Below are 15,890 nucleotides of genomic sequence, written 5' to 3' on the forward strand. Positions count from 1 at the left end.
ATTTTTTTATCGCCACGAATTTCACAAATTATCACGAATAGTTTTTTTATCACGGATTAAAATTATCACGATAGAATTAGTGCAAATTCGTGAAATTCGTGGCAAAAAAAACGTACAACAGTAATCATAGTAAAACTTTGTCCCTTTGTCCCTCTGCCACTTTGAACCTTTGTTCCTCTACAATTTTGTAACTCTAAACCAATCAACGGCGACATTTCCTGAATCATTTGTTACTTTTTGGCTTAATGCAAAAAGACCTACTTTGGCACCAATCCATTTTCCTTCTTTCGAAATAAAATCAGATCCTATTGGCTGGTATTTTTTATCATCTACACTATAAAAGAAACTGCAAATACCGCCTTTTTTTACTTTTACTCTAAGATAAATTGTGTTGTTTGGTATTAAAACCGGTGTTGTTTCTGACTCTGAAACTTTTTTATCAAAAGTTCCTGTTTTCTGGTTTAGATATAATTTTCCGTTATCGTTTTTAAAGTTCAAATAACTATAATCCAATCCCATAATTATCAATCCGGTTGATTCTCCGTTTAACCTTGTGTTAAAAGTCATTTTTGTAGTTACTGTAAATTCTTCGGCAGGGAATTTTTGTAACAATAAATTTGGTGCATCAAATATTTTCTGATTGTCTTTTAAAGTGGTTTGACAGAATAGATTTAAAAATCCTAAACTCGTTGGGAATCCCCAATTGATTTGAGAATTTGCCTGCCATTGCCATTGTAAACCTAATTTTGGTTCATTAAATTCATCTGATTCTGCTGGAGTTTCAATTGGATATTTCTTGCCTACATTTGGTTTTTTAAATGTTGTAACAGGTTCGCCAATTCCGTTTTTGTCGAAATCTTGTCCCATAACCGGCCAGTCTTTTTCCCATTTTATTGGCTGAAGATGTAGAATCCTTCCATATGCACCTTTGTCCTGAAAATGTATGAACCAGTCTTCTCCGGTTTGAGTATGAACCCAGGCTCCCTGATGTGGTCCGTTTATAGTAGTTTTTCCTTGTTCGAGAACTTTCTTGGTTTCATAAGGTCCAAACACATTTTTAGACCTTAAAATCGTTTGCCAGCCAGTCGCAACGCCGCCTGCCGGAGCAAAAATGTAATAATAATTATTTCGTTTATAGAATTTAGGACCTTCGATTGTACCTTCACTTTCGTGTCCGTCAATTACCATAACTGCGTCATTATTCACAACAGTTCCTTCGGCATTCATGCTGCAAACTACGATCAGACTTTTTATTTGTGCACGGCTTCCGGCAAAGGCATGAACGAGATACACTTTGCCATCATCATCCCATAACGGACTTGGATCTATCAACCCAATTCCAGCTTTTACTAAAAGTGGTTCTGACCACGGTCCTTCTGCCTTTTTGGCTTTTATCATGTAGATTCCAAAATCAGGATCCGGATAATAAATATAAAATTCATTGTTATGATAGGTAATACATGGCGCCCAAACGCCATTACCGTGCTGTACTTTGTTAAAAGTCTCAAACGGAGGCTGTTTTGCTAATGCATAACCAATAATCTTCCAGTTTACAAGATCTTTAGAATGCAAAATAGGCAATCCCGGAATGCAATTAAAAGACGATGCCGTCATGTAAAAATCATCTCCCACACGCACTGCATCAGGATCTGAATAATCGGCGTGAATAATAGGATTTGTATAGGTTCCGTCTCCATTATCAGGTACCCAAACCTGAGCAAAATTCTCTTGTAGGGCGAATATTGATAATAGAAGAATCAGGGCTTTTAAATTTTTCATTTTTTGTAATGATTACTTTTGGTTAAACCCGACAGGTTTTAAAAACCTGTCGGGTTTTCGTGTCTTGTCATTTCGACAGAGGAGAAATCACACTAGTTGATCGACAAAGATTGGCGATATTCTTTACGGAGTCTCTAAATGTGATTTCTCCTTCGTCGAAATGACAAACTGGGTAACTTTTTGCGTTTAAACCCAACAGGTTTTTAAAACCTGTCGGGTTTGTTAAAAAACTATCTGTTCAATTCTAAAGCAGCTAAAATAAAAGGTCCGGTTGCTTTAGGATCGTTGTCTTTTTTTCTTTCGTTTACATAATATTCATATGTTCCATCACGATATGGAGTTCCGCCTAAACCTGCAACCTGGCAGCAGTTCGTTAAGGTAATACCTCCGTCTTCATCTACCTTTTTAATTAAAACTTTAGTCAAGCCATCAAAAGCATTATTGGCTAACTTTTTATATTTTGCAGGCAAATATCCTTTGTTTGCTCCTTTTGCAAAAGCATAAGCAAACATTGATGATCCTGATGCTTCCAGGTAGTTTCCGTCTTTCCCCATTTTATCCGTAACCTGATACCATAATCCTGTTTTAGGATCCTGGAATTTAGCCAGAGCAGTACAAGCATTATTCAAATACTTTACTAATTCTTTTTGTTTTGGATGCTCTTTTGGCATATAATCCAATACATCAACAAGTGCCATAACATACCAGCCTAAAGCTCTTGACCAGAAATTTGGCGAGTTTCCGGTTTGTTTATTTGCCCACGGCATTTGTTTGCTTTCGTCCCATGCATGGTACAATAATCCTGTTTTTGGATCGGTAGCGTGCAATTGAATCAATTCGAATTGTTTTGCGATATCATCAAAACTTTTTCCGCCTTCAAACGTAAGGGTATATTGTGCATAAAAAGGTTCTCCCATGTACAAACCGTCCAGCCACATTTGATTTGGATAAATTTGTTTGTGCCAGAATCCTCCGCTTTGTGTACGTGGCTGTTCTGAAAGTTGTTTGCGTACTAATTGCATCGCTTTCAGGTATTTTTCTTCTTTTGAAGTCGCATAAATATCAAAAAGCAATCGTCCCGGAACTACTAAATCAATATTATATTTGTCGAACTCATAGGTTTTAATTGTTCCGTCATTTTGTACCAGTTCATCTACATAACCTCTTATATAAGCTTTGTATTGTGGATCCGGATTTTTCTTGTCCAATTCTTCGATGGAATGTAAAACCAAAGCATGAACATAATCCCATTTTGGTTTTTTAGAATCGTCGATCATATAGGCTTCAGGATGGCGTTTCATTAAGGTTAAAGCCATTTTATCAGACCATTTTAAATCCTTAGAAATTACAATTTCTTTCTTTGCCGGTTCTTGCGAAGTCACTTTGCAGCTTGTAAAAGCCATCAAACAAACTAAAGCAACCGATGCGAAATAACCTTGTCTTTTATTTTTCATTTTAAAATATATTTAAATTCTACTATTTATCTAATTCAATTGCTGCCAGAATAAATGGCCCTAACCCGTGCGAGTTATCAATTTTTATTTTTTCTTTAATGTAATATTCATAAGATCCATCACGATAAGGATTTCCTCCTAATCCTGCACTGGCACAAACTTGTGTGATATGAATTTCTCCGTCAGGATCAACCGTTACTAATTTATTAATTAAACCGTCAAAACCCTTTTCTGCAAGCTTTTTATAACTTGAAGGTAAATATCCTTTTTTTGCTCCTTTTGCAAAAGCATAAATAAACATTTCAGATCCTGATGCTTCCAGATAATTCCCTTCTTTTGTTGCTGAATCTGTGACCTGAAACCATAATCCTGAAATATCCTGATATTTTGCAACCGCGGTAGAAATCTCACTTAAATACTGAACTAATTCTTTTCTCTTCGGATGATCTTTTGGCATATAATCCAGAACATCGACTAACGCCATCATGTACCAGCCTATAGAACGCGACCAGAAATTGGGCGAAGTTCCTGTTTCTCTATTCGCCCACGGCATTTGTTTACTTTCATCCCAGGCATGAAAAAGCAAACCTGTTTTTTTGTCAATTGTATGCAAATGAATTTGTTCGAATTGTTTTGCGATATCATCGAAATCTTTTCCTTTATCAAATTCTGCGGTATAACGGGCGTAAAATGGTGTTCCCATATACAAGCCGTCAAGCCACATTTGATTTGGATATATTTTTTTATGCCAAAATCCGCCAGAATTTGTTCTTGGATGCGTTTCTAATTGCTTTCTCAGCGTTTGCATTGCAACCAGATAACGATTGTCTTTTGTGTTTTTATAAAGGTCAAAAAGTATTTTTCCGGCGTTTACATAATCAATATTATAATCTTCCAGTTTGTAGTTCATAATTTCTCCTGAACTATTGATAACCGTTTCGCCGTATTCTTTTACGTAATTTTCATAAACAGAATTATTGGTCTTTTTATACAATTGTTTAAAAGACATCGCGACTAAACCTAGTTTATAATCCCATTTTGGTTTTTCGTTATTATCAACTTGCCACAATTTTGGATCGCGTTTGATAATAGAAAGTGCCATTCGTTCTGACCATTTTAAAGATGGAGAAATTACAATTTCTTTCTTTACAGATTCCTGAGCCGTCATATTACCAGCGGAAAACACAATCAAACCCATTAGCATAATCCAAGCAGAACAAACTTTCTTTGTATGTATCATTTTTTTCACGCTTAAAAGTTATTTATTTAATTCGATTGCGCTTAACAAAAACGCTGCTAAAGCCGGCGAACTATTGTCTTTTGTTTTACTGTTGATGTAATAATCATTTGTTCCGTCACGGAAAGGCTTTCCTCCAAGACCAACATTCGATGAAACATTTGAGATTATTATCTGTCCTTTTTCGTCTTCTTTTACAAATTCTTTCAAATAGGAATCAAATGATTTTTGAGCTACTTTTTTATAACTAGCACTTAAATATCCTTTATCTGCAGCTTTCGCCAAAGAATAAATAATCATTCCCGAAGCAGAAGATTCTAAATAATTCCCTTTTAAATCCGGCTTATCTGCTACCTGATACCATAAACCTGATGCACTTTTATGTTCAACAACACTTTTTGCAATTTGATTTAGATATTCTATAAGTGTTTTATATTTTGGATGCGTTTTAGGATAATATTCCAATGTTTCTACTAAAGCCATCATGTACCAGCCATTTCCTCGACCCCAGATTGTTGGAGATGTTCCCGTTTCCGGATTCGCCCACGCAATTTCCTTGCTTTCATCCCAAGCCTGATACACCAATCCTGTTTTTTTATCCACTAAATGATTTTGAACCAATTCAAACTGTTTGGCAATATCATCTAAAGCTTTTCCTTTTTCATATTTTACGGTGTATTCCGTATAAAAAGGTTCTGCCATATACAAGCCGTCAATCCACATTTGGTTGGGATAAATTTGCTTGTGCCAAAAACCTCCGCTTGCCGTTCTGGGCTGACTTTCAAGCTGGGTTCTCAATTGCTGAATCACTTTTAAATACCTGTTATCTTTCGTCTCATCGTATAAATTAAAAAGCAATTTCCCTGGATTTGCACAATCGATATTGTATTCGTTTATATCGTACTTTTTGATATTTCCATCAGTATCAATCATTTCATCAGCATATTCCCTGATGTAATTCAAATACTTTTTATCGTTTGTTTTTTGATATAATTTTTCAAAAGCAGATAATACCAATCCCATTTTATAATCCCATTTCGGTTTTTCGCTGCCGTCGATTTGATATGCTTTTGGGTATTTGTTCAAAATGGTAATCGCTGTCCTTTCTGACCATTTTAAGTTATCAGGAAGAACGGTATTTTCTCTTGTCTGCGCGATTGTTTTACTGCTAAAAATTAGTAGCAAAACGAATAAACTTATATTTTTAAAAGCCTGTATGGACATATGTTTTAAAATTGTATGTTGCTTTTTTGCCACAGATTAAATGATTAAAAAGATTGATATTTGGCAGATTGCTTCGCCTGTTCACTATCGCTCTGGTGAGTAGATTTTTTAATCTTTTTAATCATTTAATCTGTGGCTATTTTTTTAAAATTGTGAGCAAAATATATGTTTCTTGTTAAAAATAATTTCTCCCGCAGATTTGGCAGATTAAGCAGATTTTTAATTTATTTTTAGATTTTTCCTTTTTTGTTCAGGACTTCAAGTTTTTCATCTAAATATTTTACAAATTCATCTTTTGTTTTAATACCGTTTGGTTCTTGTTCCCAAGCGCCTAAAAAGTAAAAAGAAGTTGCTTTTGTAGTTGGTTTAAAAACTAAGAGATAATCTAAATCAGTATCAGCAATATTTTCAATTGATTTAACTTCATAAAAAATAGCCATTCCTAATTTGTCCGGAACAAGCGATTGGTCACCGTAAGTCGCTAAATAAGCCCATTTTTTATTTTTGCTTTCTTTTTTAAGCAGTTCTGTATTTTTTTGCTTTACAATTCCGGTGCAAATTCCTTTGATTTCTTTAGATGCCTGAATCGTATGTTGTGTATAAAGCTGATCCGGCTTGATGGTTAACTCAGATGTAAAATTGATTTTATCACCTGCTGTTTTCCATCCGTAATAATTTACTTTTACGCCAGATTCATTCGTTTTATTTACTACAGTTGCAATTGTTGAATCAACTTCACGAAAGTGTAATTTTTCATTGTTTAAATAACGGTCAATAGAACCAATCCCGATTCCTTTTCCAGCTTTCAGGATATCCGCTCCCCAATCGCTCATTTCGTGGTAAGAATCAAAATTATCCTGTCCTACTAGTGGCAAAATATTCGCCGAAGTTTTCTTTCCGAAAATATCAATCGCATTTCTCCAGTCTAAATACAAACGATATCCTATTCGGTTGCTTTCCCATCCCGGACCTTCGTAACGAATATCAAAGGAATGATCTGTATGTTCCGGAGCTAATTTTAATCTGTCAACATTTTTAAAAACAGTTCCGCCTTTGTATTTACGACCTTCCCATTTTCCGTCTGTTTTTGCAGATATTTCGGCATACGTTTTAGCTGTTTTTATATCGTATTTCTGAGCGTTAACTGCCGTAATACCAACTAAAAGTAAGGTTGCGAATGTGATTTTTGTTTTCATTTTTATTGTAATTATTTAAATATTCTGTCTAAAAATTTTGTGGCATAAGGTATTGTTTCGTCAAACCAAGGCTGAAAAAACCAAAAGGAATGAGGCGAATCCTGAATTGTTTTTACTTCATTATAAATCTTATTCTGATTTAAAATTGCAATCATATCGTCTCTTCCTGCATGAAACCGGTCAAAACTGCTGTTTATAAACAGTGTTGGCGGTGTATTTTTATTTGTATGGCTTAAAGCCGATGCCTGTTTCCAGTTTTCCGAACTTTCTTCATAAGAACCTCCAAGCCAAAACGATGCCATTTCTCCTTCGCTAGATTCAGGATGTTTAAAAGCCAATACTCCGTCTACATCGATAATTGCCTGAACCTTTGAAGAGGATTTACTTTTGTATTCTTTGTCTTCAAAAGCTAAATTTTCATTTGTTGTACCAATCAAAGCTGCCATTTGGCCTCCTGAAGAGCATCCTAAAACCGCAATTTTGTCTGGATCAACATTGAATTTTTTTGCATTATCTTTTATAAACTTAATCGCATTTTTTACATCATAAATTGCCTGAGGATATTTCGCTTCAAGCGATAATCTGTATTCAATTGCAAAACAAGAATACCCTTTTGAGGTGATTTCCTGCGCCATAACCTGCATTTGATTTTTATTTCCTGATCTCCATCCGCCGCCATGAATCATGATTACACCCGGATTTCTTTTTTGTTTTTTATTAAAGTAAGCGTCTAAATGTAACGCTCGGTTTTGATCTTTATAATACATCACATTTTCAATCTGAGTATCATTTATTCCTTTATTCGCTTCGGCAATTTTTATAAAAGGATATTTCTTAATTAGTTTCGCATACGTACTTTTTACGGTATATGACGTGTCAATAGTATAGTGACTTTGCGCTATACTAATTTGAGAAACAAGTAATAAAATAAATAGTATTCTTTTCATTTCCAGCGAACTAATTTTTAGTTAAGAAAGGAGCCCGATTCAGGACCGAACTCCTTTTTAACTTCTTCAAAAAAACTAAACCTCAAAAATTTTAAAATTACTAATATCCAGGATTCTGAGGGAAATCCTTATTTTGATTTAAATCCAATGCTGTTTGTGGTATTGGTCTTAAAATTTTAAGCTGTCCGTCAACTCCAACAAAATTAGCTGCTTTGATTCTGTAATTATATGCAGACGCTCTTGCAACTAAAGTTCCTGTACGTTTTAAATCGAACCAGCGTTTGTACTCACCTACCAATTCTCTCGCTCTTTCATCTAAGATATAATCTATATTGAATTCAGGTGCAGTCGCATTTGCAACTCCCGCTCTTCTTCTCACTTCGTTTAAACGGTCTAAACCAGTTGCAGGATTTCCAGCTTTTAAATACGCTTCGGCAGCCACTAAATACGTTTCTCCAAGTCTTGCCACGATAATATCTCTGGTACTTACACCTCCTGTACTTGCAGGTGTTGTTGGATCCGGATCATCAAATTTCTTTACCGGAATAGTTTGGTAATCGATATTTTTAGTCAATGTATATTCCGCAGAATATTCTCCCCATGAATGATAAACAAATCCTGTTGCTAATTTTGCTGTTGCTAAATAAGCCGTTTTATCCGCTGGTGTAAACCATTTAGGAGCATAAAAATGTTTCACTTTCAAAGTTGTTTTATCCGCAACTCTAAAAAAGTCGTAATAGTTTTCATATACTTCATTCATGAAAGTACCTGTCCATCTTTTATCATCTTTAGTAAACAATCCTAACGTATAACCTGTTGGAAGTAAATTATAGCTTCTTAATGGCGCACCGCCTTTAGTTTCACTTCCTCCTAAATAAGAACTAAAGTAGTAAAACTGATTGTTTCCTAATTTAGTAGGATCTGTACTAGTTGAAGTTTTATCATATTGAACAGAGAAAATTGTTTCTGTATTCAAATCATTATTAGTAGTCGCAGTAGCAGTAAACAATTGATTATAAGGGATGTTTAAAGCTTGTCCTGCAATTGCTGCATCAGCATAAGCAGCTGCTTTTGTAAAGTCATCTGCTTTACCAAAAGCTTCGTAACCTCTTGTTAAGTACACTTTTGCCAATAAATCATTTACGGCTCTTTTGTTTACTTTTCCAGATGCAGCATAAGCTCCTGTACCCACAGTTGCAAGTGCGCTGTCTAAGTCTGCTATAATGTGCGCATACACTTCTTCAGCAGAATTTCTTGTAAAGGATAAAACCGGATTGACAATGTTTTCATCTACAATTGCAACTCCTCCGTAGGTTTGCACCAATAAAAAGTAAGCTTGTGCTCTGATAAATTTTGCTTCACCAACAAGAACACTCACATTTGGATTTTGTTCTGTAACAGTAGAGTAATACACCGTTTTATTAACAGACTGTATTGCTAAATAACAGGTATTATACAATTGCTCTACTCCTGTTGAGGACGGAATCAATAATGTATATTGGCTTAATCCGGCCGGTTCTGCCGTTCTGCCTTCGGCATACATATCTGTCCCTGCTTCAAACAACCACGGATCACCTCCATAAATTGCTTTTAGCCTTGCATAGTCTGAGTTTACTAACAACTGAAATCCTGATGCTGTTTTATATGTTGCATCTGCCGGAACATTTGAAAGTGATTCTTCTTCGATATAATCACTGCATGAAGTGAAAGTAGTTACGATTATTCCTAAAATTAATATTATCTTTTTCATTTTGTATCTTATTAAAATTTAACACTTAAACCCAATTGCGTTGTAACAGATGCCGGACGGTTAACTCCAAAAGCTGAACCTGCCCATTCCGGATCGTATCCATCGAAATTTGTAAAAACAAACGGATCTAAAACATTTACATAAATTCTAAAATTACTCATTTTCAGTTTTTTAAGTAAATCTGGCTCAAATGTATATCCTAGAGATATATTTTTAATTTTTGTGTATGATGCATCTCTGTAATAAGCAAAACCTGATGACCAATATGCTCCTGCACCTGTTGCTACAGGTCCCGGTCTTGGATTTTCGTTATTTGCATTAGCAGGAATACCTGTACCATTTGTAGGGATAAAATAATCCATCGCTAATTTTTGGCGACCTCTGTCACTTACATCTGTAAAGTTTTGATGAAAGCTGCTCAAAACAGTTTGTCCCTGACTTGTGATTACAGAAAAACTAAAGTCAAACTGACCTACATTTAATTTAGAATAAAAACTTCCCTGCCATTCCGGATTTGGATTACCAATTACCGTTCTGTCATCCTGATTGAATTTACCGTCACCATTTAAATCCTTAGGTCTTGCCTGACCCGGAGCTTGTCCATAAGAAGCTGCCTGAGCTGCTTCACTTTCCTGCCAAACACCATCATAAACATAATTATAAGAGTTAAAAGCCGGATTAGGAAGTGGAGAACCAAGTATCAAAGCATTACCAACATCACTTACTTTATCCTGATTGTATATAGACTCTAATTTATTTACGTTTTTAGTGAATGTAAAAGTAGTTTCCCAGGTAACCAGTCTTGATTTGATATTTTTAGTCGTCAATAAAACCTCAACACCTTTATTACTAACAGATCCTACATTAGAAAAAGTATTATTATACCCTGACTCTAATGGTAATTTTTGTTTGTAAATCAAATCATCAGATAATCTGTCATAGACATCAACGCTACCTGTAATTCTGTTTTTTAAGAAACCAAAATCAAGACCAAAGTTAAATTCTCTCGTTTTTTCCCACGTTAATTGCGGGTTTGCTAAGTTTTCTGATTGCCATCCGGAAACCACATTTGAACCGTTTGCATAAAATGTTTGTTGGTTCAATAAGGCTTGTGAAGTATATGGTGCGACATTATCATTACCTGTATAACCAACACTTGCTCTTAATTTTAAGTCAGAAACCGTATTATTTCCAGCTAAAAATTCTTCTTTACTAATTTTCCAACCCAAAGCTAATGATGGGAAACTTTCCCATTTTACGCCTTCTGCCAATACAGATGAACCATCCCATCTGTTAGAGGCTGTCAATAAATATTTGTCTCTAAATGCGTAGTTTAAACGTACCGCATAAGAGTTCAAAGTATTTTTTGCATAAGATGATTTTACAACATAGCTCGATTGAACTCCTGAGCCAATATTATCTACACCAGTATCAAAAGGTTGTGTATTGGATGATAAAAATGAACTTTCGTCTTTATTAGAATAGATACTTTGAAGCAATAAAACGCTAAAATCATGAACTTCATTAAAAGTATGTTTCAAATCAATTTGATTATCCCATGTATAATTAAAGTTGTTTACATTTTCAAGAGATGAAGAGTTTTTGTTGTTCAAAAGTACACCTGCATTTGTTTGAGCGCCATAAGCTTTACCATTTTTAGCACTCAATATTCCTGCTGAAAAAGTGGTTTTGAAAGACAGCCATTTTATAGGTTGGTATTGAAAATAAATATTTCCAACAGTTTGCCATGTTTTTTCTGTTTGAGATGAATTCGCAATTTCTACTAAAGGATTCACAGAACTCGTTTTGTTAATTGCCCATGAACCATCAGGATAAGTCAATTTTCCAGGTAAGAAAAACAACTCACCTACTTTTTCGTTTCCTGCTGCATCAACTGCATAAGGAGACATCAACGGGCTTAATCTAAACGCTTCCTGCATCGCTAAATCGCTCCCTAATTGTGAGTCAACATTTGCGATTGTTACATTTGCACCTGTAGAAAATTTATCGTTTATTTTGTGATTTAATCCTAATTTAAACGAGTATTTATCCATTGAATCTTTATCAATTAAACCTCTGTCGCCCTGAACTCCAAAACCTAAGTTATAGCTTAAGCCAGAATCAGAACGTCCTGAAATATTCACATAATTATTTTCGGTCATTCCTGATTTCAATACTGCATCGTACCAGTCAAAATTGTAACCACTATTTGCTCTTGAAACTAACAACGGACTTTGATTTCCTGCTAATGCAGCAAGTTGTGCCGGAGTTTGTGTAGTTGGCGTTGCGCTCATATAAGCTGTTTGGTGAAATTTCCACCATTCTTCACCATTCATCATTTGAGGTAATCTTGCAGCCGTTTTTGTACCGTATGAAGAATCAAAAGTAACCGTGATTCCGGATTTAGCACTTAAACCGCTTTTTGTAGTAACGATGATAACCCCCGAAGCTCCTCTTGAACCATAGATAGCCGCAGAAGAGGCATCTTTCAAGACATCCATTCTGGCAATATCCTGAGGATTTAAAAAGTCAATTCCGTCAGTTGGAACGCCATCCACAACATATAAAGGAGTTGAACCCGCAATTAAGGAATTGTTACCTCTAATTACAACATTAAATCCATCAGAAGCTCGTCCTGTACTTGACGTAATCTGAACTCCCGGAGTACTTCCCTGAATAGCTTCTAATGCACTTGTTGTATTTCTTTCAGTAATAGTTGCAGCACTAATAGTACTTACAGATCCTGTTAAATCTGTTTTTTTAACAGATCCGTATCCCACCACAACAACTTCATTTAAAGAGTTTGATTGCTCAGCAAGACTAACATTTACTTTAGATTTTCCTGCAATACTAACTTCTTGTGTCTGAAATCCTAAATAACTAATGATTAAGATTGCTTTATTATTTGTTACATTCATTTTAAAACTTCCCTCAAAATCTGTAGAGGTACCATTTTTAGTTCCTTTTTCCTGGACATTTACACCTGGTAGTGATAATCCCGCAGCATCAGTGATTTTTCCTTCAATTGTAGTCGATTGAGCGTAAATTGTGGAGCTCAACAGAAAATTCAGGAAAAATAAAAATACAAGATTGTATTTTATTTTTTTCTTTGATAATTGTTTAATGTTCATAGTTTGTTTTAAAGTTTGGTTAATTGATAGTTCTTAATTTTTAGTGGTTTTCTACTTTTTTTTCATTTACAATTGTATTTATAAAATTGATATTTTTTACATTTTTCAACAAAGACACTTTGTCTACTTTATGTATAACAACATCCTTTAGGATAATATTTTCTACTGGAGATTGCTCATAACCTTCTGCCCAAACGGCATATTTTCCTCCGTTTTTTACCGTAACATTTTCAAGACTTATGTTTCTTACTGTTGGTATAAAATTTCCGGTTTGCGAACCGTAAACATTATAGAACATTGTTACAAGCAATACACATTCCTTAACGGTTCCTACTTCAAGATTGCGAACAAAGACATCTTCAATAACGCCGCCTCTTTTTGAATTTGTTTTGATTCGAATAGCGCGATCAAGGTTTGGACTATCCATGACACAATTCTCAACAAAAACATTATTTACTCCAGCCGATATTTCACTGCCAATTACAACTCCGCCATGACCATCGATCATTTTACAGTTTTGAACAATAATATTTTTACTCGGAATCGCTACATTTCTACCATCAGCATCACGGCCTGCTTTTATGGCAATACAATCATCGCCTGTATTAAATGTGCAGTTTTTAATGATTACATTTTGTGAATATTCAGGATCACAACCGTCATTATTAGGTCCGTGGCTGTTTACCGTAACACCATCAATTATGATATTATTTGTTTTTATAGGATGTAAAATCCAAAACGGAGCATTTATAACCGTGATATCTTTTACTAAAACTGTATTACACTCAAAAAACTCGACGAAATTGGGGCGCAAATAACGTCCTTCACCAAAAACTCTTTCAGATACCGGAACATTTCTCTCTGCCATATCAACCAAAACTTCACGGTTTTTAGGATCATTTTGAGAAGCAATTCCTTTTTTCCAGCCATAATCTTTACCACCGGACCAAATCCACCAGTTTGTAGCATTGGCCTGACCATTAAGAGTTCCTTTTCCTGTTATGGCAACATTCGTTTTATTTTTAGCATATATAAGAGGAGAATAATTCATCAACTCTGTTCCTTCCCAGGAAGTATGAACAATTGGATAATCTTTAGGATCTATGCTGAAAAGAATTTCTGCATTATCTTCTAAATGTAAATTCACATTACTTTCTAAATGTATTGGACCGGTTAAATATTTTCCGTTAGGAACAAGCACTTTTCCGCCACCATTTTGAACACATGCCTTAATTGCTTTTTCAAAAGCGATGGTATTGGATGTTTTTCCATCGGCTACAGCACCAAAATCATTTATATTGAATGTTTTATCAGGAAATTGAGTTACAGGAATACTTTTAACGATTAATTCCATTTTTTTCCACGGATCAGAATCGGAAATTTTTGAAGTCTGTTTCGCGCATGACAATACTAATACAGCAATTACACTGAAAATTAAAACTGACTTAAGTGCTATAAACTTATTTACAATCATTTGTGTAGTATTTATTGTTTCAGAATCAAAACAAAGTAAATATGTAATCGATTACACGAAAATATAAAATAAGTTCCATTGCACCAAATTTATTTGGAAATAAATTATATATTTAATTTTTATTACTAATTATAATTACACTTAATGTAAAAAAACATATAATTTATTATCATTGTAGAATCGAAAACGATGTAATTATAATTTATGGTAATCGATAACAATTTGTGTAACGTTATAAAAAAAAATGTATTTTTGTCTGTAACTAATTTGAAAAAACCACATTAATGAGCGAAAAAATAACCATTTACGATATTGCTGAGAAATTGAATATCACCGCTGCAACGGTTTCACGGGCGTTAAACAACAATCCGAAGATTAAAGAAAGTACGCGCGAGTTGGTTATTAAAACGGCTGCTGCAATGAACTACAAGCAAAACAAACTTGCCTTAGCTTTAAAAAGCGGACGCAGTAATAATATAGGAGTTATTGTTCCTCGTATCGACAGTAACTTTTTTGCCTCTGTCATTAGAGGAATCGAAGAAGAATTGCATCCTCATGGTTATCAGGTAATTATTTGCCAGACTCATGAAAGCCCAAAAAGAGAAAACGAAAATTTATATACCTTAATAGATGCTCAGGTCGACGGAATTTTAATGTCGGTAACCGATGTAACTACCGAAAATGACGGCGCTTTCCGTAATGTATTAGAAAAAAATGTTCCGCTTATATTTTTTGACAGAAGTAAACATATTGATGGTGTAAGCTCAGTAACCATCAATGATTTCAAAGGCGGATATCTAACTACCAAACATTTAATTAACGAAGGCTGCAGATGTATTGCGCATTTATCAGGAGATCAATCTCTTGAGATTTTCAAGAACAGGTTTTTAGGTTACAAACAAGCTTTACTGGATAACGGAATGATTTTTAAAGAGGAATATGTTATTCCTGTAAAAAGTAGCGTTGACGCAGGAAAAGAAGCAGTTGATATTTTGTTACAATTAGAGACTCCGCCAGACGCTATATTTTCTTCGAGTGACTTCGCTGCTTTAGGTGCCATTCAGGAACTAAAAGAACGAAATATCAGTATTCCAAAAGAGTTTTGTGTAGCGGGTTTCAGTAATGAACCTTTTACTAAATTTATGGAATTATCAATTACTTCTGTAGATCAGTCTCCGCTTGAAATGGGAAAAATGGCTGCACGTGTTTTCCTTGAACAAGTTGACAAAACCGATACAATCAAAATAGAAAAAAAGGTAGTTCTCGCTCCTGAATTACATATTCGTAAATCATCTTCAAGAAGTACTATTTAATCTTTCCTTCAATCCATATACATAGGGACGCACAGTTGTGCGTCTTTTTTTTGCCGCAGATTTAAAAGATTAAAACAGTTTTTCGCCACGAATTACACGAATTTTCACGAATTTTTTTATTCAATTTTCCATGTCATAATTAGTGGGAATTCGAGGAATTCGTGGCAAACTTTTTCTTAATCATTTTAATCAAAATAATCTGTGGCTTATATTTTCTTATATCACTTATATGGTTAAAACAAACATAAAAATTGACTCATTACTGTTGTACGTCTTTTTTTACCACAGATTAAAACAGATTTTTTGCCACGAATTACACGAATTTTCACGAATTTTTTTATTCAATTTTCCATATCATAATTAGTGGGAATTTGAGAAATTCGAG

Annotated in this window: 10 protein-coding genes; 1 reads left to right on the top strand and 9 read right to left on the bottom strand. The window is 34.6% G+C overall.

All coding sequences use genetic code 11. The annotated features are described in order from the left end of the window. Nucleotides 1-177: 177 nt before the first annotated feature. The 9 genes from KHA90_RS01540 to KHA90_RS01580 form a co-directional block, all read right to left on the bottom strand. Complete coding sequence (locus tag KHA90_RS01540) at nt 178-1,779, bottom strand: glycoside hydrolase family 43 protein (RefSeq protein WP_213294160.1); 1,602 nt, start codon at nt 1,777-1,779, stop codon at nt 178-180. 230 nt (nt 1,780-2,009) lie between these two features. Next, nucleotides 2,010-3,233 carry a glycoside hydrolase family 88/105 protein gene (locus tag KHA90_RS01545; RefSeq protein ID WP_213294163.1) on the bottom strand — a complete coding sequence of 408 codons (1,224 nt, stop codon included), beginning with the start codon at nt 3,231-3,233 and terminating at the stop codon, nt 2,010-2,012. A 22-nt stretch (nt 3,234-3,255) separates the two neighbouring features. Continuing rightward, a complete protein-coding gene (locus KHA90_RS01550; RefSeq protein WP_213294166.1) occupies nt 3,256-4,473 on the bottom strand; it encodes a glycoside hydrolase family 88/105 protein in 1,218 nt (405 codons plus the stop codon). An 18-nt stretch (nt 4,474-4,491) separates the two neighbouring features. Further along, the gene (locus KHA90_RS01555; RefSeq protein WP_213294169.1) at nt 4,492-5,694 is read right to left on the bottom strand and encodes a glycoside hydrolase family 88/105 protein; all 1,203 of its coding nucleotides are present in this window, start codon (nt 5,692-5,694) and stop codon (nt 4,492-4,494) included. Nucleotides 5,695-5,924: 230 nt separating this feature from the next. After that, a complete protein-coding gene (locus tag KHA90_RS01560; RefSeq protein WP_213294172.1) occupies nt 5,925-6,890 on the bottom strand; it encodes a DUF4861 family protein in 966 nt (321 codons plus the stop codon). Nucleotides 6,891-6,901: 11 nt separating this feature from the next. Next, nucleotides 6,902-7,837 carry an alpha/beta hydrolase gene (locus KHA90_RS01565; RefSeq protein ID WP_213294175.1) on the bottom strand — a complete coding sequence of 312 codons (936 nt, stop codon included), beginning with the start codon at nt 7,835-7,837 and terminating at the stop codon, nt 6,902-6,904. A 100-nt stretch (nt 7,838-7,937) separates the two neighbouring features. Then, nucleotides 7,938-9,587 (bottom strand): RagB/SusD family nutrient uptake outer membrane protein, encoded by a 1,650-nt coding sequence (locus KHA90_RS01570; protein ID WP_213294178.1) that lies wholly within the window; start codon nt 9,585-9,587, stop codon nt 7,938-7,940. A gap of 11 nt (nt 9,588-9,598) precedes the next feature. After that, entirely contained in the window at nt 9,599-12,718 is a 3,120-nt protein-coding gene (locus KHA90_RS01575; RefSeq protein ID WP_213294181.1) for a SusC/RagA family TonB-linked outer membrane protein, read from the bottom strand. Between the two features lie 40 nt (nt 12,719-12,758). Next, nucleotides 12,759-14,192, bottom strand: a complete 1,434-nt coding sequence (locus KHA90_RS01580) for a glycoside hydrolase family 28 protein (RefSeq protein WP_213294184.1) — start codon at nt 14,190-14,192, stop codon at nt 12,759-12,761. Nucleotides 14,193-14,476: 284 nt separating this feature from the next. Between KHA90_RS01580 and KHA90_RS01585 the strand changes: the two genes are divergently transcribed. Beyond that, nucleotides 14,477-15,505 carry a LacI family DNA-binding transcriptional regulator gene (locus tag KHA90_RS01585; protein ID WP_213294186.1) on the top strand — a complete coding sequence of 343 codons (1,029 nt, stop codon included), beginning with the start codon at nt 14,477-14,479 and terminating at the stop codon, nt 15,503-15,505. Nucleotides 15,506-15,890 lie beyond the last annotated feature (385 nt).

The sequence above is a fragment of the Flavobacterium psychroterrae genome (genome assembly GCF_018380615.1).
GTDB classification, from domain to species: domain Bacteria; phylum Bacteroidota; class Bacteroidia; order Flavobacteriales; family Flavobacteriaceae; genus Flavobacterium; species Flavobacterium psychroterrae.

Excerpts from the sequence above, each read along its gene's own strand:
- KHA90_RS01550 (WP_213294166.1), bottom strand. The coding sequence starts at position 4,473 with ATGATACATACAAAGAAAGTTTGTTCTGCTTGGATTATGCTAATGGGT.
- KHA90_RS01585 (WP_213294186.1), top strand. The coding sequence starts at position 14,477 with ATGAGCGAAAAAATAACCATTTACGATATTGCTGAGAAATTGAATATC.
- KHA90_RS01575 (WP_213294181.1), bottom strand. The coding sequence starts at position 12,718 with ATGAACATTAAACAATTATCAAAGAAAAAAATAAAATACAATCTTGTA.
- KHA90_RS01540 (WP_213294160.1), bottom strand. The coding sequence starts at position 1,779 with ATGAAAAATTTAAAAGCCCTGATTCTTCTATTATCAATATTCGCCCTA.
- KHA90_RS01565 (WP_213294175.1), bottom strand. The coding sequence starts at position 7,837 with ATGAAAAGAATACTATTTATTTTATTACTTGTTTCTCAAATTAGTATA.
- KHA90_RS01580 (WP_213294184.1), bottom strand. The coding sequence starts at position 14,192 with ATGATTGTAAATAAGTTTATAGCACTTAAGTCAGTTTTAATTTTCAGT.
- KHA90_RS01570 (WP_213294178.1), bottom strand. The coding sequence starts at position 9,587 with ATGAAAAAGATAATATTAATTTTAGGAATAATCGTAACTACTTTCACT.
- KHA90_RS01560 (WP_213294172.1), bottom strand. The coding sequence starts at position 6,890 with ATGAAAACAAAAATCACATTCGCAACCTTACTTTTAGTTGGTATTACG.
- KHA90_RS01545 (WP_213294163.1), bottom strand. The coding sequence starts at position 3,233 with ATGAAAAATAAAAGACAAGGTTATTTCGCATCGGTTGCTTTAGTTTGT.
- KHA90_RS01555 (WP_213294169.1), bottom strand. The coding sequence starts at position 5,694 with ATGTCCATACAGGCTTTTAAAAATATAAGTTTATTCGTTTTGCTACTA.